Below are 17,711 nucleotides of genomic sequence, written 5' to 3'. Positions count from 1 at the left end.
CTCGAAGCCGTAAAAGTAATCCGTTCAGCATGAGAGCTTTCTCACAGTGAGCCTCCCGGAAGGTGTTAAATTCGATTTCTGTCTGTACTCTAGAAATCAAGTTGCACGTCCCGACGCTCCCATGCCTAACCGTTTTTCTCAGATCGCTTGGATGATTTCTGCGATCGCTGCCTTGAGTTCCTGTCATTCATCGAATCCGAATGTCGAGCGCGATCGAGAACCCCAAGTTGCCCAAGCTTCATCTTCTAGTGCTCCAATTCGGACAGAAATTCTGAACCCCCAACCGATCCGAATTGATGTCGATCAACTTCCTCAACCCAACGCCACACAAAGCGCCTCAAAACCACCTGAAGTTGTTCCAATTCCTGAAAATCCAGTCTTACGGGTTCCTGTTGGCTTTACTGTCAATGTGTTTGCGGAAGGACTTGATCGACCGCGTTGGCTCGCCCTGACTCCAAACGGCGATGTTCTCGTCACCGAAACCCGTCGCAATCGAATTCTGCTGCTCCGAGATGCCAATAAGGATGGCGTTGCAGAAGTCCGCAAAACCTTTGCAACTGAAGAAAACGGGCTAAATTTACCGTTTGGAATGGCATTTGCCGAAGATGCGTTTTTTGTCGGCAATACTGATTCAGTCCTGAGATTTTCTGTGGCAAACGATCGCGTTCAAGGTCGGGGCACGAAGATCACAGAATTACCTGGACAAGGCTATAACCAACATTGGACGCGCAACGTGGTCACTTCTCCAGATGGACAAAAGCTTTATGTCTCCATCGGATCGCGATCGAACGCTGATGAAGAACCGCTCCCGCGTGCCTCAATTCAAGTCATGAATTTAGATGGCAGCGATCGTCAAACCTTCGCCTCTGGGCTGCGTAATCCCGTCGGTCTAGATTTCAATCCGGCAACCGGAGCACTCTTTGCAACGGTCAACGAACGGGATCAAATTGGAGATGGCTTAGTGCCAGATTATCTGACGCAAGTACAAGCAGGCGAATTTTATGGATGGCCCTATGCCTATCTCGCACCCAATCGCCTCGACCCGCGCCATGTCAAAGACGGAAAAAGCACCCGCCCCGACCTCGTTGCGAAAACTCGTACGCCAGATGTTTTATTTGAAGCGCATTCGGCAGCATTAGGATTGCGATTCTATACGGGCAATACATTTCCCGATCGCTATCGAAACGGCGCATTTGTCGCCTTCCGAGGGTCTTGGAATCGCTCTCAGGGAACCGGATATAAGATTGTCTTCGTGCCGTTTAATGAAGGGCAATCGCAAGGGCAATACGAAGATTTTGTGACAGGGTTTCTCCTTGATCCCAGCATTCCAACAACTTGGGGTAGACCTGTCGGCTTACTCGTACTTAATGATGGCAGTCTGATTTTTACGGACGAAGCCAATAACCGAATCTACCGCGTTCAGTACGCTCAAAAACCAGGGCGGTAGAAAAGATACAAAGATGCGTTTCGGCTTCGCTGAATGCTCGATTCTAGAGTTTTCGCAGGGTGAGCGAAGCTGAAACCGATTCTCTCGATTAATCTTCAACGACCTGCGCCGCAACTTCAACCGCGTCTACGTCGATCGTGCCAGAAGGAGTCATGCGCTTAAACTTTCCATGCTCAACGAGTAACGGCTCTCCACAGCTAGAACATTGCATCTGAGCCTGATTAAACCCAGTCAACTCGGTTCCACACACCGGACAAGCCGACTGGACAAGATTCTTTCTCACCCACCACTGGAACACAAAAATCCCGACAATCGGCGCAAGAATCAACAGCCCCAGTACAAAGAAAAACGATTTCACCAACCAGCCCAACCCGACGGCACTCAGCAGCAACGCAAATCCCACGATCGTTAAAATACGACCAAATCCATTTAGACCGAGTTGTAAGTTATAAAGTTGATTCTGGTTCACGGTGATTTCCTCTGTCTATGCTTCCTCTATTTGAACAGAATTCTTGATAATCTTAGGGACGGCTTTCTCGACTTCAGCGAGGTCTGGTATCCGTATACTTTGGGTTATGCAGGCTTACTCTTAAGCATAAATCATCTCTCTAGAAGGCTAATTAAAATGCTGGAAAGCTTAACGCCCTTTCAAACCGTTCTCGTTGCAGGTGCAAGTCGAGGAGTCGGACGCGAAATTGCCCGAATCCTACAGCCGAATTTTACGGTCAAAGCATTATTGCGATCGAATACTGCTGTTACTGAACTCGAAGCTTTAGGCATTCAACCGATCAGGGGCGATGCAATGATTCCAGAACAGTTAGATCTCTCTGGAATCGATGCAGTCATTAGCACGATCGGCGGTCTTCCCGGCGATATCAAACGCGCTGATGATGAAGGCAATCGCAATTTAATTGATGCAGCACGCAAAGCAGGGGTGAAAAAATTCGTCTTAGTCACTTCGATCGGGTGCGGCGATAGTGTGGTTGCCTTACCGCCTCGTGCTCTCGAAGCGCTAGGAGCGGTTCTCGCAGACAAAGAAAAAGCGGAACAGTATCTAATCGACAGCGGACTCACTTACACGATCGTGCGTCCGGGCGGTCTCAAGTCCGAACCTGCAACCGGAACCGGATTTCTCACCGAAGATCCCAAAATCTCTGGCTCAATTCACCGTGCCGATGTCGCAGGTCTCGTGTGCAAATGCTTAATCAGCGATCGCGCCAATCAAAAAATTCTCTCGGCGCTCGATCGCAATCAGATGTTTAGTGCAAGTGAAATTGTAGAATTTATCCCTTAAATCGCTGAATCCAGCCAAGGGACATCCCCCAATCGAGCACCAGTCTGGCGATCGCAAACAGCAAAATACTTTCGACTGCATAACTGACGATGGGGATGACTGCACTTTGATTGGCAATTCCCATTTCCACTTGCGCCAACCCTCGCACCAATCCAAATGCGAGCACCGCCCCAGATTTGAGGTGAGAATTCTCATCTTCACGAATGATGTAGCGGTAAGTCACCCCAAATAAGAACCCTGCAAACAGCGCGATCGCACCACTGATCCAGTAATTCATTGAAACACTGGGATAACGACTGACCAAAAAATCATTCAATAACGCAATTAACGGAAAAATCAACGCAGCCGAACCTGCCGAAAGCAATCCTGCCTTCAACGACTCGACTCGTTCTTCCCAACTCAGCTTTAAGTGTTGCATGTCAATCTCTAGATCCCAGTTCCCCAGTCCCTAGCCCGTTTTGCCTTATTATTAGATTTATCATCCTTTGTACCGCCCGTTTTTATCATGGATATTTTGTCACTTGGTTGGGTCGCGCTTTTATCCGTTTTTACCTTCTCGATCGCAATGGTCGTTTGGGGACGCAATGGCTTCTAATGCCTAGTTTCCAGCCCGTGGTCAACACGCTGCGGGCACTGAAAATCTAGAACTTTGAGATCCGATCGTGGAATTTACAGTTTTTAACACACTGGTGCTTGTCGCGTTTGGTCTTCTCATTGCCATCACTGGTGGCGTTGGCTATATCACCATTGCAGATTGGCGCGATCGTCGCCGTCGCGAACAAGAGAAAAAACCAACGAGCAAACGACGCTAACACAACCTCAATTTACTTCAAAGCTCCCCAATCGGGGACAGAGAGGACAAAAGCTACACACTAGCAAAGCGAGGTGCTGTGGCATATTCAAAGGCTCTAGGAGTTGAACTCCTAGAGCCTTTTGAGTAAATCATCCCTGTAACCGCATCTTATTCAACCCGAGTCATCGTGAACCCTGCCGTAATTTCTTCGCCGTAGCCTTCTTCACCATGCTCATGAATATCTACACCCTGAAACTCAGCATCTGGGTGTACTCGCAATCCACCGAAGACTGCGCTCAGGACTTTCAGAATCACGATCGTTCCTAGCGCTGCCAAGACATAAGTGATGGCTACCGCTTCAATCTGCGTCAACAACTGGGTTGCATTCCCTGCCAGCAACCCATCTGCACCAGCCGAGTTGACTGCTTTAGTCGCAAAAATACCAGTTAAGATCGCACCAATTGTTCCACCCACACCATGCACTGGGAATGTGTCCAGCGAATCATCAAACTGGAGCTTCGCTTTCAAACTCACAGCAAAGAAGCAAGCCGTTGCAGTGATTGCCCCAATCAGCAAAGCTGCCACGGGAGTCACAAATCCCGCAGCCGGAGTAATTCCAACTAATCCAGCAACTGCGCCTGTTGCAATCCCAACGGCGGTCGGTTTGCCACGTAAGATCCATTCCAAAATCACCCAGACCAAACCTGCTGCCGAGGCAGAAGTTGTCGTCGCCACGAATGCAACCGTCGCTAATGAGCCAGATGCTAAAGCACTGCCGCCATTAAAGCCAAACCACCCAAACCACAGCAATCCAGCTCCTAACAAAATGTAAGGAACGTTATGCGGTGCAGCAGGCTGATTGGGGTAAGTTTTGCGCGGACCTAAGACCCAAGCTGCAACCAGTGCCGACACACCAGAACTGATGTGAACGACGGTTCCGCCTGCAAAGTCTAATGCGCCCAAGCCACCATATAAGCCCAAAAATCCCCCTTTCGCCCAAACCATGTGAGCAAAAATCGGATATAAAATTCCAGACCACAACACAATGAACCAGAAATAAGCTTTGAAGCTAATCCGTTCAACGATCGCACCCGAAATCAAAGCAGGCGTGATAATGGCAAACATCGCCTGATAAATCATGAACGTTTGGTGCGGGATCGTTCCGGCATAGGAAACAACCGCATCGGGCTGGCTGCCCGCTAGATATCCTGTCGTTTCTAGACCCACACCGTTCAAGAACAACCACTGTAGCCCACCAATAAACGGAGTTCCAGGTGCAAACGAAAGACTATAACCCCAAAGAATCCAACTGGTTCCAACAATACCCATGAGGATAAAGCTCATCATCATGGTATTGAGAACGTTCCGAGACCGGACAAAACCGCCATAGAAAAACGCTAAACCCGGAGTCATCAGCAACACGAGAGCTGCCGAAACCAACATAAATGCCGTATCGGCTTGAACGATTGCCTGATCTGCGGCAGCTTTTGCAGCTTCAGCAGTCACAGGCTCAGCAAGAGCGGTACCCATCACCGGAATACTGAACAGCGCGATCGTGGTGAGCGCTGTCCACATGATTTTTTTCAACACTGGCTTCAAACCTTCAACGCCAATAAACAACTCATCTTCAGACTTCCGTTAGGCTGTAGATACAGAAACCATTGGAAATCCAAATGATTGCTATTGGATTGCACCAAAATTGAAAGGCTCATTCTGTAATTGAAGTTACACTTTTTCCGATCGAGAAAGCCTTAATCCCAGCAGACCCTAAGTTTCATCACTAGGGAGGATGTTTCTTAAAAAATTATGTGGGTTCCTAACAGATTCATCGGACTTAACAAAGTGCAAAAAGAGCGCTCCCCAAATTGGGGAGCGCTCTTCGCAGAGTCTTAGATTAGACTTTCAAATAATTAATACTTGGTCGATTCAGACGAACTGCTGGGGTAGCTGCTAGAAGAGCCAAAAGCGCTCTCCTTGGCAAATCCTGCATAAGCTTCCATACCGTGCTCACTGATATCCAAACCTTCCAGTTCTTCTTCAGAGGTCACACGGATACCCAAAGTAGACTTCAGCAAAATCCAGAAGATGCTAGAAATCAAGACTGTAAAGCCACCTACTGATAAGACTCCAACCAACTGATACCAAAACTGCTCGATACCGCCACCAAACAGCAATCCAGCTTTGGGAGCAGGAGTTGCACCAAAAGCATCAGCTTGGCTGAATAATCCGAGCGCCAGCGTTCCCCAGACACCGTTCACTAAGTGAACTGCGATCGCACCTACTGGGTCATCGATTTTCAACTTATCAAAGAACCCAACGGCGAAGACAACTAAAATACCGCCAATCGCACCGATGATCGCAGAAGAAGGAACGCTAATCCAAGCACAGGGTGCTGTAACAGCGACCAATCCAGCCAGCAGACCATTGATAGTCATGGTCAAGTCAGGCTTGCCTAAAATTGCCCATGCAACGACCGTTGCCGCGATCGCACCAAATGCGCCACCTGTGTTCGTCGTCAAAGCAATATGAGCAATCAAAGAACCATTCCCAACACTCATCGTTGAGCCGGGGTTAAATCCGAACCAACCCAACCAGAGAATCAAAGCACCCAAGGTTGCAATACTGAGATTGTGAGGCGGAATCGCATTTGCAGAACCATCTGCATTGTATTTGCCAATTCTTGCACCGAGGAAAGAAGCGCCCATCAGAGCCGCCCAACCCCCAACTGCGTGTACGACCGTCGAACCTGCAAAATCGTAGAATCCGAGAGTTGCTAGCCAGCCGCCGCCCCAGATCCAGTGACCTGTAATGGGGTAAGCAATCCCAACCAACAGTAAGCTAAACAGCAAGAAGTCGATGAATTTGATCCGCTCAGCAACAGCACCCGACACGATCGTCGCTGCTGTTCCAGCAAACACCAACTGGAAGAAGAACTTCGCAGCCAGAGGAACACCTGCCCAACTAATGGCTTTGAAGATTCCTTGGTAAGCGTCACCTGTTACTGGGCTGCTGTCTGTACCCGTTAAGAAAAATCCGCCGCTTGCGCCAATCCAGCCGTTTCCGTTACTGAACATCAAGCCAAACCCGATCGCCCAAAATGCCACTGTAGACAGCGCAAAGACAATCAAGTTTTTCGCAAGCACGTTTACCGCATTTTTCTGTCGGCACATGCCAGTCTCAAGCATACAGAAGCCCGCATTCATGAAGAACACTAGGCATCCTGCAATCATTACCCACATCGTATCTAGACCAACTTTTAGGTCTGCGGTTGCAGTCGCAACGCTTTCAACAGTAGGTGGGGTTTGGGCAACAGCCGCATAGCTCCAAAGTCCAACGATCGCGACTGTGATCGGAATTGACATTTGCCAACTGAGAGACAACTTGCTCACTGTTCTGAGCAGTGCTTCCCAGGATTTAAGCAAGGCAGGCTTCCGCTTGCGAACTTGCGATTTTTGCTTCAACGATGCTCTTAACACCATGACACGAAATTCCTAATGTAAATAAACCAATGCGAAATTGACCTGCTGGCATGAGAGCGTTACACCATTCCAGCAAGTAAGAGTTGTCTTGCAGTCGGGCAATGCAATTCCTGAATCCCGAAACCCTCCACTACTTGGCAATCAGTGCCGCGATCGAGGACGAGTTAGGTCTCTATGATTCAGCTGCCACAAGGTCGGTACGTCGTTTGAGGTACTGAAAATATACGACGAAGTGGGGGCATGTCACATAGCTAAAGAAACAGAATCTTTAGATGAGATGAAGTCAAATTTCGTTGATTGGGTCATGTGATTCTGTATCTCAGATTACAAATGCTCAATTCTAGAGGGAGATTCCCAGAGAAAAATAGGGGGATTGATTATTTCTCAATAAAGCATCGAGTTTTATCTATGGATAAAAGATCTCATTCAAACTAAGATTTGCTTTTTTCGAGACTATCTTATATAGTACTCATGTATTAATTTCGTCTCCTTGAGTAATTCGCCTTTTTACCTGACCATTGCGTGAGGAAAGGGGCGATTTTTTTCGCTACAAGCCCCCTAACTGAGCTAAAGTGATGCTATGAGCGAGAAAAGTAGCGACGGATTCAAAATTGTTAGCGATAATCGTCAGGCGAGGTTTCAGTACGAGATTCTGGAGACCTACGAGACGGGAATCGAGCTTGCGGGAACCGAAGTGAAGTCCATTCGCGCCGGTCGAGTGAACTTACGCGACGGTTTTGCACTCGTTCGCAATCATGAAGTTTTTCTCCACAATGTCCATATTTCGCCACATAAGACAGCGAGTCAGGTCTTTAATCACGATCCAACCCGAACTCGAAAGTTACTCCTCAGACGCGATGAAATTCGCAAACTTGTGGGCAAAGTTGAGCAGCAAGGGCTGACCCTCGTACCGTTGAAGATGTATTTGAAGCGAGGCTGGGTCAAGGTGGATCTGGCGTTAGTGCGCGGCAAAAAGTTGTACGACAAACGCGAAGATTCAAAACGCCGGGATGATCAACGAGACATGCAGCGAGCCATGAAAAATCGTTAGGAGTGATCGATTCTTTCTTGAACGCAGAAAAACCGAATCGGGAATAATAGCGGTACTACCATTCTGGCTGCGTTTATGCTACCGTCTCCTGACTCGCACTCTTCTCTAGATGCTTCAGTATTAACTTGGCTGGAGCGAGGAGATGAATTGTTTCAACTTCAGCGCTACCGAGAAGCGATCGCTGCTTATGATAAAGCGATCGAATTTCAGGCAGGCTACACCGCTTGGTTCAGGCGGGGAATTGCCTGTGAGAATTTGCAGCGATTTGATGAAGCGCTCGTTTGCTACAAAAAAGTGATTGAGCTGCAGCCAGATGATTATTTAGCATGGTTTAAGCAAGGTGCAGCTTGTGAAAATCTCAACCAGCCGAAAGAAGCATTAGCTTGCTATGAAAAAGTGATTCAGCTGCAGCCAGAAAACTATTGGGCTTGGCACGATAAGGGAAAAGTCCTAGAAACTCTGAAACGCTTTGAAGAAGCAGTATCAGCCTACGATCGAGCAGTTCAATTGAAGCCCAATTTTCAATTGGCTGTCGAGAGTCGGCGGCGGATTTTGGTGCAGCTTCAGCGCGTTGATTCTCTCTACGATTTGCCGTTCGATGAGCCAGCGACCAATAGCGCATCTGAGATTGCAGAACATTCCTCGGATTGCCTCACGCAAGGAATTGCGCTGGAAACACAAGGGCAATTTGAAGCAGCACTTGCTGCTTACGATCAAGCAGTCGCCTTGCAACCGAACGACCATCTCGCTTGGTTTAAGCGAGGCAACGTTCTACAACATTTACAGCGGTTTGAAGAAGCGATCGTCAGCTACAACAAAGTGGTTGAACTTCAGCCTGAGAATTATTGGGGGTGGCACGATCGCGCAAAAGCGCTAGAAGCCACGGCTCAGTATGAAGAAGCATTATTTTCTTATATCCGAGCGATTCAGCTGCGGGGAGATTGGCAAGCTGCGATCGCAGGTCGTCAAAGAGTTTTAGATCGATTGAATTCGGGAGATCAGCCTGAGCAGCCAGCCAGCCCAGCCAATGATTACGGCACTTGGTTCCAGAAAGGGCAAGTTTTAGAAAAGCTACAACATCATGCAGAAGCGGCAGTTGCCTTTAATAGAGCCGTGCGATTGAATCCACATGATCCAGAAGTTCTGCGCTGGCGAGGCAACGTCCTTTATGCGCTGGCAAGATATGAAGAAGCGATCTCGTCTTATGACCAAGCGATCCAGCTTCAGCCAGAGAATGCCGACTTATGGTGCTGTTCTGCAAGTTCATTAATTAAACTGCGCCGATTTCGAGAAGCGATCGCGTGTTTTGACAAAGCTCTGCAACTTCAGCCTTCGCATCATGGGGCTTGGTACTGGCGGGGGCGAGTCATGGCAGAGCTAAAACGGTTTCGGGATGCGTTGTATTCCTATAATCAGGCGATTAAGTACAATCCAAATTTTCAGCCTGCGATTCGCGATCGAGCGAAATTGCAGAAGGAATTCAACTAAACCTCAGTACAAATCAACTTGATCGGTGGGTGAGAGCGATAGAATCATGAAGGACTATTTCTTCGCCCTCCGAATGCCTAAGCGTGTCAGCAAACCCAAAAGCTCCGATGCTCCGGTCTTAAGTCCTGATTTAGGAGCCGAAACCGAATCGAACGGCTCGAAAAAACAGCCTGCTCAAAAAGCTCAAAAAGCTCAAAAACCTGTTTCACTGAATTCCATTCGGATTCGAGGCGCAAGACAACACAATTTAAAAAATGTCGATCTCGATCTGCCGCGCGATCGCTTAATCGTGTTTACCGGAGTTTCAGGTTCAGGCAAGTCCTCTCTGGCATTCGATACCATCTTCGCAGAAGGGCAACGCCGCTATGTCGAATCGCTCAGTGCTTATGCACGGCAATTTCTCGGACAAGTCGATAAACCGGATGTCGATGCGATCGAAGGATTAAGTCCAGCAATTTCAATTGATCAGAAATCGACCTCCCATAACCCTCGTTCAACGGTCGGCACAGTCACAGAAATCTACGACTACATGCGACTTCTCTACGGTCGCGCGGGGATGCCGCATTGTCCGATTTGCGATCGCTCGATCACGCCTCAGACGATCGATCAAATGGTCGATCGGGTCATGGAATTGCCCGACCGGACTCGGTTCCAAATTCTTGCCCCTGTAGTTCGCGGGAAGAAAGGAACTCACCGCAAATTAATTTCAGGACTTGCCGCAGAAGGATTTGTGCGGGTGCGCGTCGATGGCGAAGTGCGAGAGCTGAGTGATTCCATCGAATTGGATAAAAATCAATTGCACACGATCGAAATTGTCGTCGATCGGTTAATCAAAAAAGACGACATGCAGGAACGGCTCAGCGATTCATTAACGACGTGTTTAAAGCGATCGAATGGAATTGCCATTATCGATCTGATGCGCGAAGCAGACTCAGAAGATCAGCCTTCAGAACTCGTATTCTCAGAAAATTTCGCTTGTCCAGAACATGGTGCAGTGATGGAAGAGCTTTCTCCGCGCCTGTTTTCGTTCAACTCGCCCTATGGGGCATGTCCAAATTGTCATGGAATTGGCAGCCATCGCACCTTTTCGCCTGACTTGATCATTCCAAATCCGAGTCTTCCAGTTTATGCCTCGATCGCGCCTTGGTCAGATAAGGACAATACTTACTATCTTTCGCTGATTTGCAGTGTTGCCGAGGCGTACGGATTCGATATTCAAACCCCTTGGAATCAACTGAGCGCCGAGCAGCAACACATTATGCTCTACGGTTCTAAAGACCCGATTTGGATCGAAGTCGATTCGCGATACCAGGAGAATAAAGGCTATCACCGTCGATATGAAGGAGCGATTCCTCTGCTCGATCGACAATATCGCGAAGCCAGTTCTGATCTGTACAAGCAGAAACTCGAGCAGTATTTAGTCGATCAACCTTGTGATGTCTGTCATGGCAAACGATTAAAGCCAGAAGCGCTCGCTGTTCGCTTAGGGCAGTATCACATTCAAGATTTCACAGGGGTTTCGATTCGAGATTGTCTCGATCGCGTGGAGAATTTAGAACTGAGCGATCGACAGGCTCAAATCGGCGATCTGGTGCTGCGAGAAATTCGCTCCCGATTGCAGTTTCTCCTCGATGTTGGACTCGATTATTTAACGCTCGATCGCACAGCCATGACGCTTTCGGGTGGAGAAGCGCAACGGATTCGACTGGCGACTCAAATCGGGGCAGGATTGACCGGAGTGCTGTATGTTTTAGACGAGCCAAGTATCGGGCTGCATCAACGGGATAATACTCGCTTGCTCAACACGTTGACGAAACTCCGTGATTTAGGCAATACCTTAATTGTCGTTGAACACGATGAAGAAACGATTCGGGCAGCAGACCACCTCGTAGACATTGGACCGGGTGCAGGCGTACATGGAGGGCGGGTGATTGCTCAAGGCGATCTCGATACGCTGCTGAATGCCGAAGAATCGCTGACTGGAGCCTATCTGTCTCGACGACGGGCAATTCAAACGCCTGCAGAACGGCGATCGGGAAATGGGAGAGCGATTACACTTGGCGCTGCCCAACGCAACAACCTCAAAAATATTGATGTCGAAATTCCACTAGGTAAACTAGTTTGCGTCACGGGTGTATCCGGGTCTGGAAAATCAACCTTGATTAATGAATTGCTCTATCCTGCAATTCAGCATCATTTTGGGCATAAGGTTCCGCAGCCGAAGGAAATGAAGCCTGTCAAAGGTTTAGATGCGCTTGATAAAGCGATCGTCATTGATCAATCTCCAATCGGACGCACACCTCGATCCAATCCAGCCACTTATACTGGCGTTTTCGACTGCATTCGCGAAGTCTTCTCTGAAACGATCGAAGCCAAAGCCAGAGGCTACAAAGCGGGGCAATTTTCTTTCAACGTCAAAGGTGGACGATGCGAGGCTTGTAGCGGTCAGGGTGTAAATGTCATCGAGATGAACTTCTTACCTGACGTGTATGTGCAATGCGATGTCTGTAAAGGCGCACGGTATAACCGTGAAACGTTGCAGGTGAAATTTAAAGGCAAGTCGATCGCAGATGTCTTAAACATGACTGTCGAAGAAGCCGCCGACTTCTTTCAAAATATTCCCCAAGCGGCAAATCGTCTGCAAACGTTAGTTGATGTTGGATTAGGATACATGCGGTTAGGTCAAACCGCTCCAACTCTCTCTGGAGGAGAAGCCCAGCGTGTGAAATTAGCCACTGAGCTATCTCGACGTGCAACCGGAAAGACGCTGTATTTAATTGATGAACCGACAACAGGCTTGTCCTTCTACGACGTTCACAAACTCTTAGATGTGATTCAACGCTTGGTAGATAAAGGCAATTCTGTGTTAGTCATCGAGCACAATTTAGATGTAATTCGCTGCTCGGATTGGTTAATTGACTTAGGCCCTGAAGGCGGCGATCGCGGCGGCGAAATTGTTGCAGTCGGTACTCCGGAGGATGTCGTCAAGCATCCTAAATCCTATACAGGTCAATATCTTAAACAAGTTCTAGAACAATATCCTGCTGGATCATGAAACACGATCGCATCGATACGAACGGGATCAATCTCCATTACGTCGCTAAAGGTGAGGGCAATCTCATGCTGTTTCTGCATGGATTTCCTGAATGTTGGTATTCCTGGCGCAAACAACTTCCAGAGTTTGCTAAAGATCATCACGCTGTTGCCCTGGATCTTCGAGGCTATAACGAGAGCGATAAACCCAGTGAGTCTAGCGCTTACAAAATGTCTGAACTGGTCGCAGATGTAAAAGGCGTGATTGAAGGATTGGGATATCAGCGCTGTACGCTGGTTGGACACGATTGGGGAGGCGCGATCGCTTGGAATTTCGCGTATGAGTATCCGGAGATGCTCGATCGCCTAATCATCCTCAATCTTCCTCATCCTGCTAAGTTTTCTCAAGGTCTACGCACGCCACAGCAGTTATTAAAAAGCTGGTATGTTTTTCTTTTTCAAATTCCCTACTTGCCGGAATTTCTCATTCAATTTGATGACTACAAACTCTTAGAAACAGCCTTGAAAGGAATGGCAGTTAATCAAGAGATTTTCTCTGCTGAAGACATCAATTTCTACAAAGATGCATTTGCAAAACGGGGTGCTGCAACTGCGGCTATTAACTATTACCGCAACATTTTTCAAGCAGGTATTCTTGAGAAAAAATGGGGAATTTTAGAAGTCCCGACCTTGATGATCTGGGGAGAAAAAGATACCGCTTTAGGAAAAGAATTAACTTACGGAACAGAGGAATATGTTCGTAATTTGCAGATTCGATATATTCCAAATTGCAGCCATTGGGTACAGCAAGAACAGCCGAATTTAGTTAATCAATATATTCGAGAATTTATCGGCTCATAAATAAAAATTCAGGGACTTAGTAAGCCCCTGAATTTTTAAAGTTTCAGCTTCGATCTAGACGATCGCGAATTCAACTTCTTCCGTAGAATGTTCGATAATTTCAAAAACTTTATCCATGCCTGTCAGTTCGAGCAACATCTTAATCTGATCATTGATCGACTGCAAGAACATTGGCTTGCCTTCCTCACGCGCCTGTTTGAAAGCAATAACGAGCGCCATCAGACCGGGACTGCTCATGAATTTAACGTTGGTAAAATCAACGAGCAGAACAGTTGCATCTGACTGAATCGCATCATCTGCTTGCTGATGAAAGTGAGCGATCGCCGCTTCATCCAACGTTTCCGGGAACTGAATAGTTCGAGTTAATAATTCCATGCCCCACAACCCAAATGCTAAACGATAATAAGTAGAAAACTCTAGCTCAATAGATGCTAGGCAGAAGCGAAACCGCTACGAAAGTTCTATTAATTAACTTGTTGTAATGTAGCGTTTGCCTTCTACTGTAGCCTCTATCTCAGGATGTAGCTAAAGATTCCTTGCACCATGCCTATTTCAGGATCAGAATCACAGTTCTACTTTAAGTTAGTTGAAGCAACACTGCCGTATTGATGAATACGTTTTTCAAATCTCAGTTATTGCACTCATTTGTGGAAAAGACAGCACAAAGCTTTTGCAGTTCAAAGATTAGTACAACCTCTATCTAAAGAAGGAGTAACAGCTTGTTTCTACAGATAGACAGCGACAAACCAAGACCACAATACCATGTCAGGTATGAAGCGTTTGGAACCTAATTATGCAAACTCCCCAGACTGATGCACAGACTGATTTACTTCTCTCTACTGCTTACAATGGCAAAGACCGCAATGCCTTCCTATTCGGCTGGACACCCCAAGCTGAGCTATGGAATGGTCGCTTTGCAATGATTGGATTTCTTGCTTATCTGCTTTGGGATTTAGCAGGTTATAGTGTGGCTCGCGATGTTCTACACTTAATCGGTTAGTGTCTGTCTAAAGTTAATAATTACTATTAGCGTGAAGAGAAATTATGCCTCTCTTCACGCTATTTTTTGTGGCAAATCGCTGCAATATTCCTAATAAGAATTTCAGCGATCTTAGCTATTAATTTGACGATTGCTTTACTGACATCAGTGAGTGTCTCATATTCATCTTCTAGCCATTCTTCTAAAGGCGATCGCAGTTCTTCATCAATCCCATTTCCTCCTGCATGTTTAATGATATATTCTTTGCTTCTGCAGGATAATCAATGCCTTTCAAATATTTTTTGAACTCCAATCAAATTAGTCTTTACTGTGACAGTTTCTCCAGTTCAGTATCAAAATAGGAGAGCTGAACATATCACTAAATCTTCATTCTTTGATATGAGTTCTACCGTTGCATAGAGATAAGACAAAAACCCTGCCAAATTGACAGGGTTTAGATAATGAGGCTTATCAAGCGATGAAACGCTTTAAAGGGTTGATCGCCGAAATATTTCAGCGATCGCTTCACAAAACTAGAACGTGAAGGTTGTTCTCAAGGTTCCGATGACAACATCATCGTTTGCATCGTTCTGACCAGGATTCACAACCCAGATCACACCAGGAGTGATCGAGATGTTGTCGGTCAATTGGTACTTGTAGAAACCTTCAAAGTGCAGCGGAACATCGTTCGATGCACCACCACTAGGGTTACCCATGTAAGGCTCAGCACCTGCGACGAAACCTAACAAGTTGCCCTTCTTACCAAAGTCAGGGAATGCAACACCCAAACCATAAGTCCAAATGTCTTTCTTACCTTGTCCATCATCTACAAAGTTTGCGTTGATGTAGGAGAAGAAGCCATTGATAACAACTTGAGGGCTGAGCTTGAACGCAACCGACGCACCATAAGCGTTAACTTGGGAAGAACCTGTCCCAAGAGTGTTGCGGTTAGCCAAAGCAGTACCAGAAGAAGCAACTGCCGAACCACCGTCGAAGATTGCTCCACGACGATAAGCGTTTACATAGGTCAGACCAATTTGCAATGCTTCGCTTGGGCTAAAGGTCAATTGACCCAAAGCACTGTAGCTACCATTGAACAAACCATTTTTATCAGAAGGGTTGTTCGCACCGAAAGTCAACTGAGTGCCAGTGGAGTTATCAGCCAAGTAGCCTAAGCTAACCTGGAAGCGATTGTTGAGGTTGTAGTTTGCACCAATCCCTGCACCGCCACCAATCAAGTAGATCGGGTTGCGCTGCGCGAAGATGGAGAGCGGACCTGTACCACCATCAGCCGCATCCAATGCAGGGCTGACAGTCGGAGCATAGTCATAGTGCAGACCACTAACGGCTGGAATATAGAATTTCAGGTTTTCGCCAACCGGGAAGTAGTAAGCCACCCAGTCGATCAAACCAGAGTTACCGCCAGTGTTACCAAAATTGAAGGTTTGAATACCTTCAGCACCGCTACCTGCGGGAAGGTTGAAGAGACCTGCGTTACCAGCTGCAATCCGGGTAACGAGCAAGTCTTTTCCGGTAAAGCTGGTGTTCAGAGCTAAACGAACCCGGTTCTGGAATACGGTATTGTTTCCGTTAGTTCCATCCACACCAAACTCATCAGTCAGAGCGAAGACCACTTCCCCTGCCAGTTTGGTGGTGGTAGAGAATTGTTGTTTCTCTAAGGTCGAAGTCCGAGCTTCTAAGGAGTCAACGCGACCACGCAGAGTTGCGAGTTCAGCTGCGAATTCCTCTTGCAGTTTTTGCAAGGTTGCGAGGTCTTCTTTCTTAACCAAGTCAGCGGTTGCTGCTGCGATCAACTCGTTAACGCGATCGAGACAAGCGTTCAAACCAGCCGCAAACTCATAACGAGTCAGTGCGCGGTTTCCACGATAAGTCCGGTCAGGATAACCTGCGATACAACCATAGCGCTCAACCAAGGATTGCAGTGCTTGGAATGCCCAGTCGGTGGGTCTAACATCAGACAATTGGGACACCGAGGTGACTTGTCCAGCACTATTTGCGGTTCTGCCTTCGCGGCTGTAGCGGTTGATTTGCTCTAAAGAATCAACACTAGGAGTCGCTTGAGCTTCAGGTGCAGCTTGGGCAACTTTTACAGGCTCAGCAACGACTACAGATTTAGCGGGGCTGAATTCAGCGGATGCTTGTAGTTGGGGCTTAACAGCTTCAGCAGTTTTCTCAGTCGAGAGAGATTTAACTTCTGTCAAAGGCGTAACTGATGCTGTTTGAGTGGTTTGAGTTCCCACTTCCAGAGCAGGCAATCCAGCAACTTCAGTTTTTTGAGCTGCAAATGCCGACGAAGACATCACAAGTGCTGCACCTAAGACAGCGGGACTTGTGAACAAAGAGTTCAATAGAATCTTACGCATTGTGTTTTTTCCTCACACCTTTTTCGTTTTGATAGAGCGACTGGATGAGCCTTCTATACCAAAAGCACTAAATCGGCAAAAAGCGCCCGATTTTTCTCTGCACTTCCATAGTTTACCTGCAATAGCTGAAATGTGACATACGGAAATTGTGCCAATTCTAAAACTGTCAGTATTTCATTACAGGATTCAATGGCAAGAAAACGATTTAGGCTCTTTAGGTAGAGTACCCACGGCTAACAGATTGCCTTACTCAAAATTTACCCTCCTCTACCTAAAGAGGTACTTCTTTAGAGCGATCGATAAAGTTTTAATGAAACCAAACTCAATTAGCTTTAAAAAACTATCCGCTCTGGTTGGGGAAAGTGGACGCATCCAACTTTCATAACCAGAGCGGTGTAGCGGGTCTTCAGTTTAGAAACCAGACTGCCGGAAGGAACTCCGAGTTAGTCCAGTAATTGAAAATTGTACGGACAATACATTCAAAAGGTCTGAAATAACTGTTAGAGGACAGCTCCGGCGCACAGCCGACTTACTCTAACCTGACGACCCAAGCGTTTACTACTATCTGGCATGGGCATCACCTCCTACTTCCTAAGTGGATAAATTTCAAAGGGTTTACAGACTTGGAATTCGTTGAATCCCTTCATCTGTAATTGAATGTAGCACACCCTTTCGGGATCGTGTCAAGCAATTAAAAAAGCTCCTACCAAAGTGGTAGAAGCCAGGAAAATCAGAAGATTTTGTCCCTTACAGAGCGTTACCGCGAGGCAATACTTCTTCGGGGAATACAAAGTGTTCATGAGGCTGATCCTGAGATGCCATCCATGCCCGGATGCCCTCATTCAGCAGAATGTTCTTGGTGTAGAACGTCTCGAATTCTGGGTCTTCAGCGGCCCGAAGCT

At 47.1% G+C, this 17,711-nt stretch carries 15 protein-coding genes and 1 pseudogene; 9 read left to right on the top strand and 7 right to left on the bottom strand.

Annotation, left to right across the window (positions count from 1 at the left end):
• Window positions 1–121: 121 nt before the first annotated feature.
• The gene (locus J0L70_RS12505; RefSeq protein WP_287454809.1) at window positions 122–1,447 is read left to right on the top strand and encodes a PQQ-dependent sugar dehydrogenase; all 1,326 of its coding nucleotides are present in this window, start codon (window positions 122–124) and stop codon (window positions 1,445–1,447) included.
• Window positions 1,448–1,535: 88 nt separating this feature from the next.
• On the opposite strand, the gene J0L70_RS12500 is transcribed toward J0L70_RS12505, so the two are convergent.
• Window positions 1,536–1,916, bottom strand: a complete 381-nt coding sequence (locus J0L70_RS12500; protein WP_287454807.1) for a hypothetical protein — start codon at window positions 1,914–1,916, stop codon at window positions 1,536–1,538.
• 156 nt (window positions 1,917–2,072) lie between these two features.
• Here J0L70_RS12500 and J0L70_RS12495 point away from each other — a divergent pair, with 156 nt between their 5' ends.
• Window positions 2,073–2,741 (top strand): SDR family oxidoreductase, encoded by a 669-nt coding sequence (locus J0L70_RS12495; protein WP_287454806.1) that lies wholly within the window; start codon window positions 2,073–2,075, stop codon window positions 2,739–2,741.
• On the opposite strand, the gene J0L70_RS12490 is transcribed toward J0L70_RS12495, so the two are convergent.
• Window positions 2,731–3,159: a hypothetical protein gene (locus tag J0L70_RS12490; protein ID WP_287454805.1), complete on the bottom strand. Its 429-nt coding sequence runs from the start codon at window positions 3,157–3,159 to the stop codon at window positions 2,731–2,733. The genes J0L70_RS12495 and J0L70_RS12490 overlap by 11 nt on opposite strands.
• Window positions 3,160–3,246: 87 nt before the next feature.
• Here J0L70_RS12490 and petN point away from each other — a divergent pair, with 87 nt between their 5' ends.
• A complete protein-coding gene (gene petN / locus J0L70_RS12485) occupies window positions 3,247–3,336 on the top strand; it encodes a cytochrome b6-f complex subunit PetN (protein ID WP_071596148.1) in 90 nt (29 codons plus the stop codon).
• Between the two features lie 67 nt (window positions 3,337–3,403).
• Window positions 3,404–3,553 carry a hypothetical protein gene (locus J0L70_RS12480; protein WP_190647656.1) on the top strand — a complete coding sequence of 50 codons (150 nt, stop codon included), beginning with the start codon at window positions 3,404–3,406 and terminating at the stop codon, window positions 3,551–3,553.
• A gap of 149 nt (window positions 3,554–3,702) precedes the next feature.
• Here J0L70_RS12480 and J0L70_RS12475 read toward each other — a convergent pair whose 3' ends face one another.
• Together J0L70_RS12475 and J0L70_RS12470 are read right to left on the bottom strand one after the other, a co-directional pair.
• The gene (locus J0L70_RS12475; protein WP_287454803.1) at window positions 3,703–5,124 is read right to left on the bottom strand and encodes an ammonium transporter; all 1,422 of its coding nucleotides are present in this window, start codon (window positions 5,122–5,124) and stop codon (window positions 3,703–3,705) included.
• A 320-nt stretch (window positions 5,125–5,444) separates the two neighbouring features.
• Window positions 5,445–7,013, bottom strand: coding sequence for an ammonium transporter (locus J0L70_RS12470; RefSeq protein WP_287454802.1), 1,569 nt, complete (start codon window positions 7,011–7,013; stop codon window positions 5,445–5,447).
• A gap of 580 nt (window positions 7,014–7,593) precedes the next feature.
• Between J0L70_RS12470 and smpB the strand changes: the two genes are divergently transcribed.
• From smpB to J0L70_RS12450, 4 genes are all read left to right on the top strand, one after another.
• Window positions 7,594–8,064: an SsrA-binding protein SmpB gene (smpB, locus tag J0L70_RS12465; RefSeq protein WP_287454801.1), complete on the top strand. Its 471-nt coding sequence runs from the start codon at window positions 7,594–7,596 to the stop codon at window positions 8,062–8,064.
• Window positions 8,065–8,139: 75 nt separating this feature from the next.
• The gene (locus J0L70_RS12460) at window positions 8,140–9,552 is read left to right on the top strand and encodes a tetratricopeptide repeat protein (protein ID WP_287454800.1); all 1,413 of its coding nucleotides are present in this window, start codon (window positions 8,140–8,142) and stop codon (window positions 9,550–9,552) included.
• A 73-nt stretch (window positions 9,553–9,625) separates the two neighbouring features.
• Window positions 9,626–12,607: an excinuclease ABC subunit UvrA gene (gene uvrA / locus J0L70_RS12455; RefSeq protein WP_287454798.1), complete on the top strand. Its 2,982-nt coding sequence runs from the start codon at window positions 9,626–9,628 to the stop codon at window positions 12,605–12,607.
• A complete protein-coding gene (locus J0L70_RS12450; protein WP_287454797.1) occupies window positions 12,604–13,446 on the top strand; it encodes an alpha/beta fold hydrolase in 843 nt (280 codons plus the stop codon). The genes uvrA and J0L70_RS12450 overlap by 4 nt, the downstream gene beginning before the upstream one ends.
• 54 nt (window positions 13,447–13,500) lie before the next feature.
• On the opposite strand, the gene J0L70_RS12445 is transcribed toward J0L70_RS12450, so the two are convergent.
• Complete coding sequence (locus tag J0L70_RS12445) at window positions 13,501–13,821, bottom strand: STAS domain-containing protein (protein WP_287454796.1); 321 nt, start codon at window positions 13,819–13,821, stop codon at window positions 13,501–13,503.
• A 418-nt stretch (window positions 13,822–14,239) separates the two neighbouring features.
• On the opposite strand from J0L70_RS12445, the gene J0L70_RS12440 reads away from it, so the two are divergent.
• Entirely contained in the window at window positions 14,240–14,446 is a 207-nt protein-coding gene (locus J0L70_RS12440) for a chlorophyll a/b-binding protein (RefSeq protein WP_017287124.1), read from the top strand.
• Window positions 14,447–14,958: 512 nt separating this feature from the next.
• On the opposite strand, the gene J0L70_RS12435 is transcribed toward J0L70_RS12440, so the two are convergent.
• Both J0L70_RS12435 and J0L70_RS12430 read right to left on the bottom strand, forming a co-directional pair.
• Window positions 14,959–16,809 (bottom strand): iron uptake porin, encoded by a 1,851-nt coding sequence (locus J0L70_RS12435; protein WP_017287123.1) that lies wholly within the window; start codon window positions 16,807–16,809, stop codon window positions 14,959–14,961.
• Between the two features lie 747 nt (window positions 16,810–17,556).
• Window positions 17,557–17,711: pseudogene (locus J0L70_RS12430) on the bottom strand (photosystem II D2 protein (photosystem q(a) protein)); the annotation flags it as partial.

The organism is Leptolyngbya sp. UWPOB_LEPTO1 (assembly GCF_017302695.1).
GTDB classification, from domain to species: Bacteria; Cyanobacteriota; Cyanobacteriia; order Leptolyngbyales; family Leptolyngbyaceae; genus Leptolyngbya; species Leptolyngbya boryana.
Note: the sequence above shows the minus strand (reverse complement) of the source record. Positions and strands in the feature narration are given on the sequence as shown.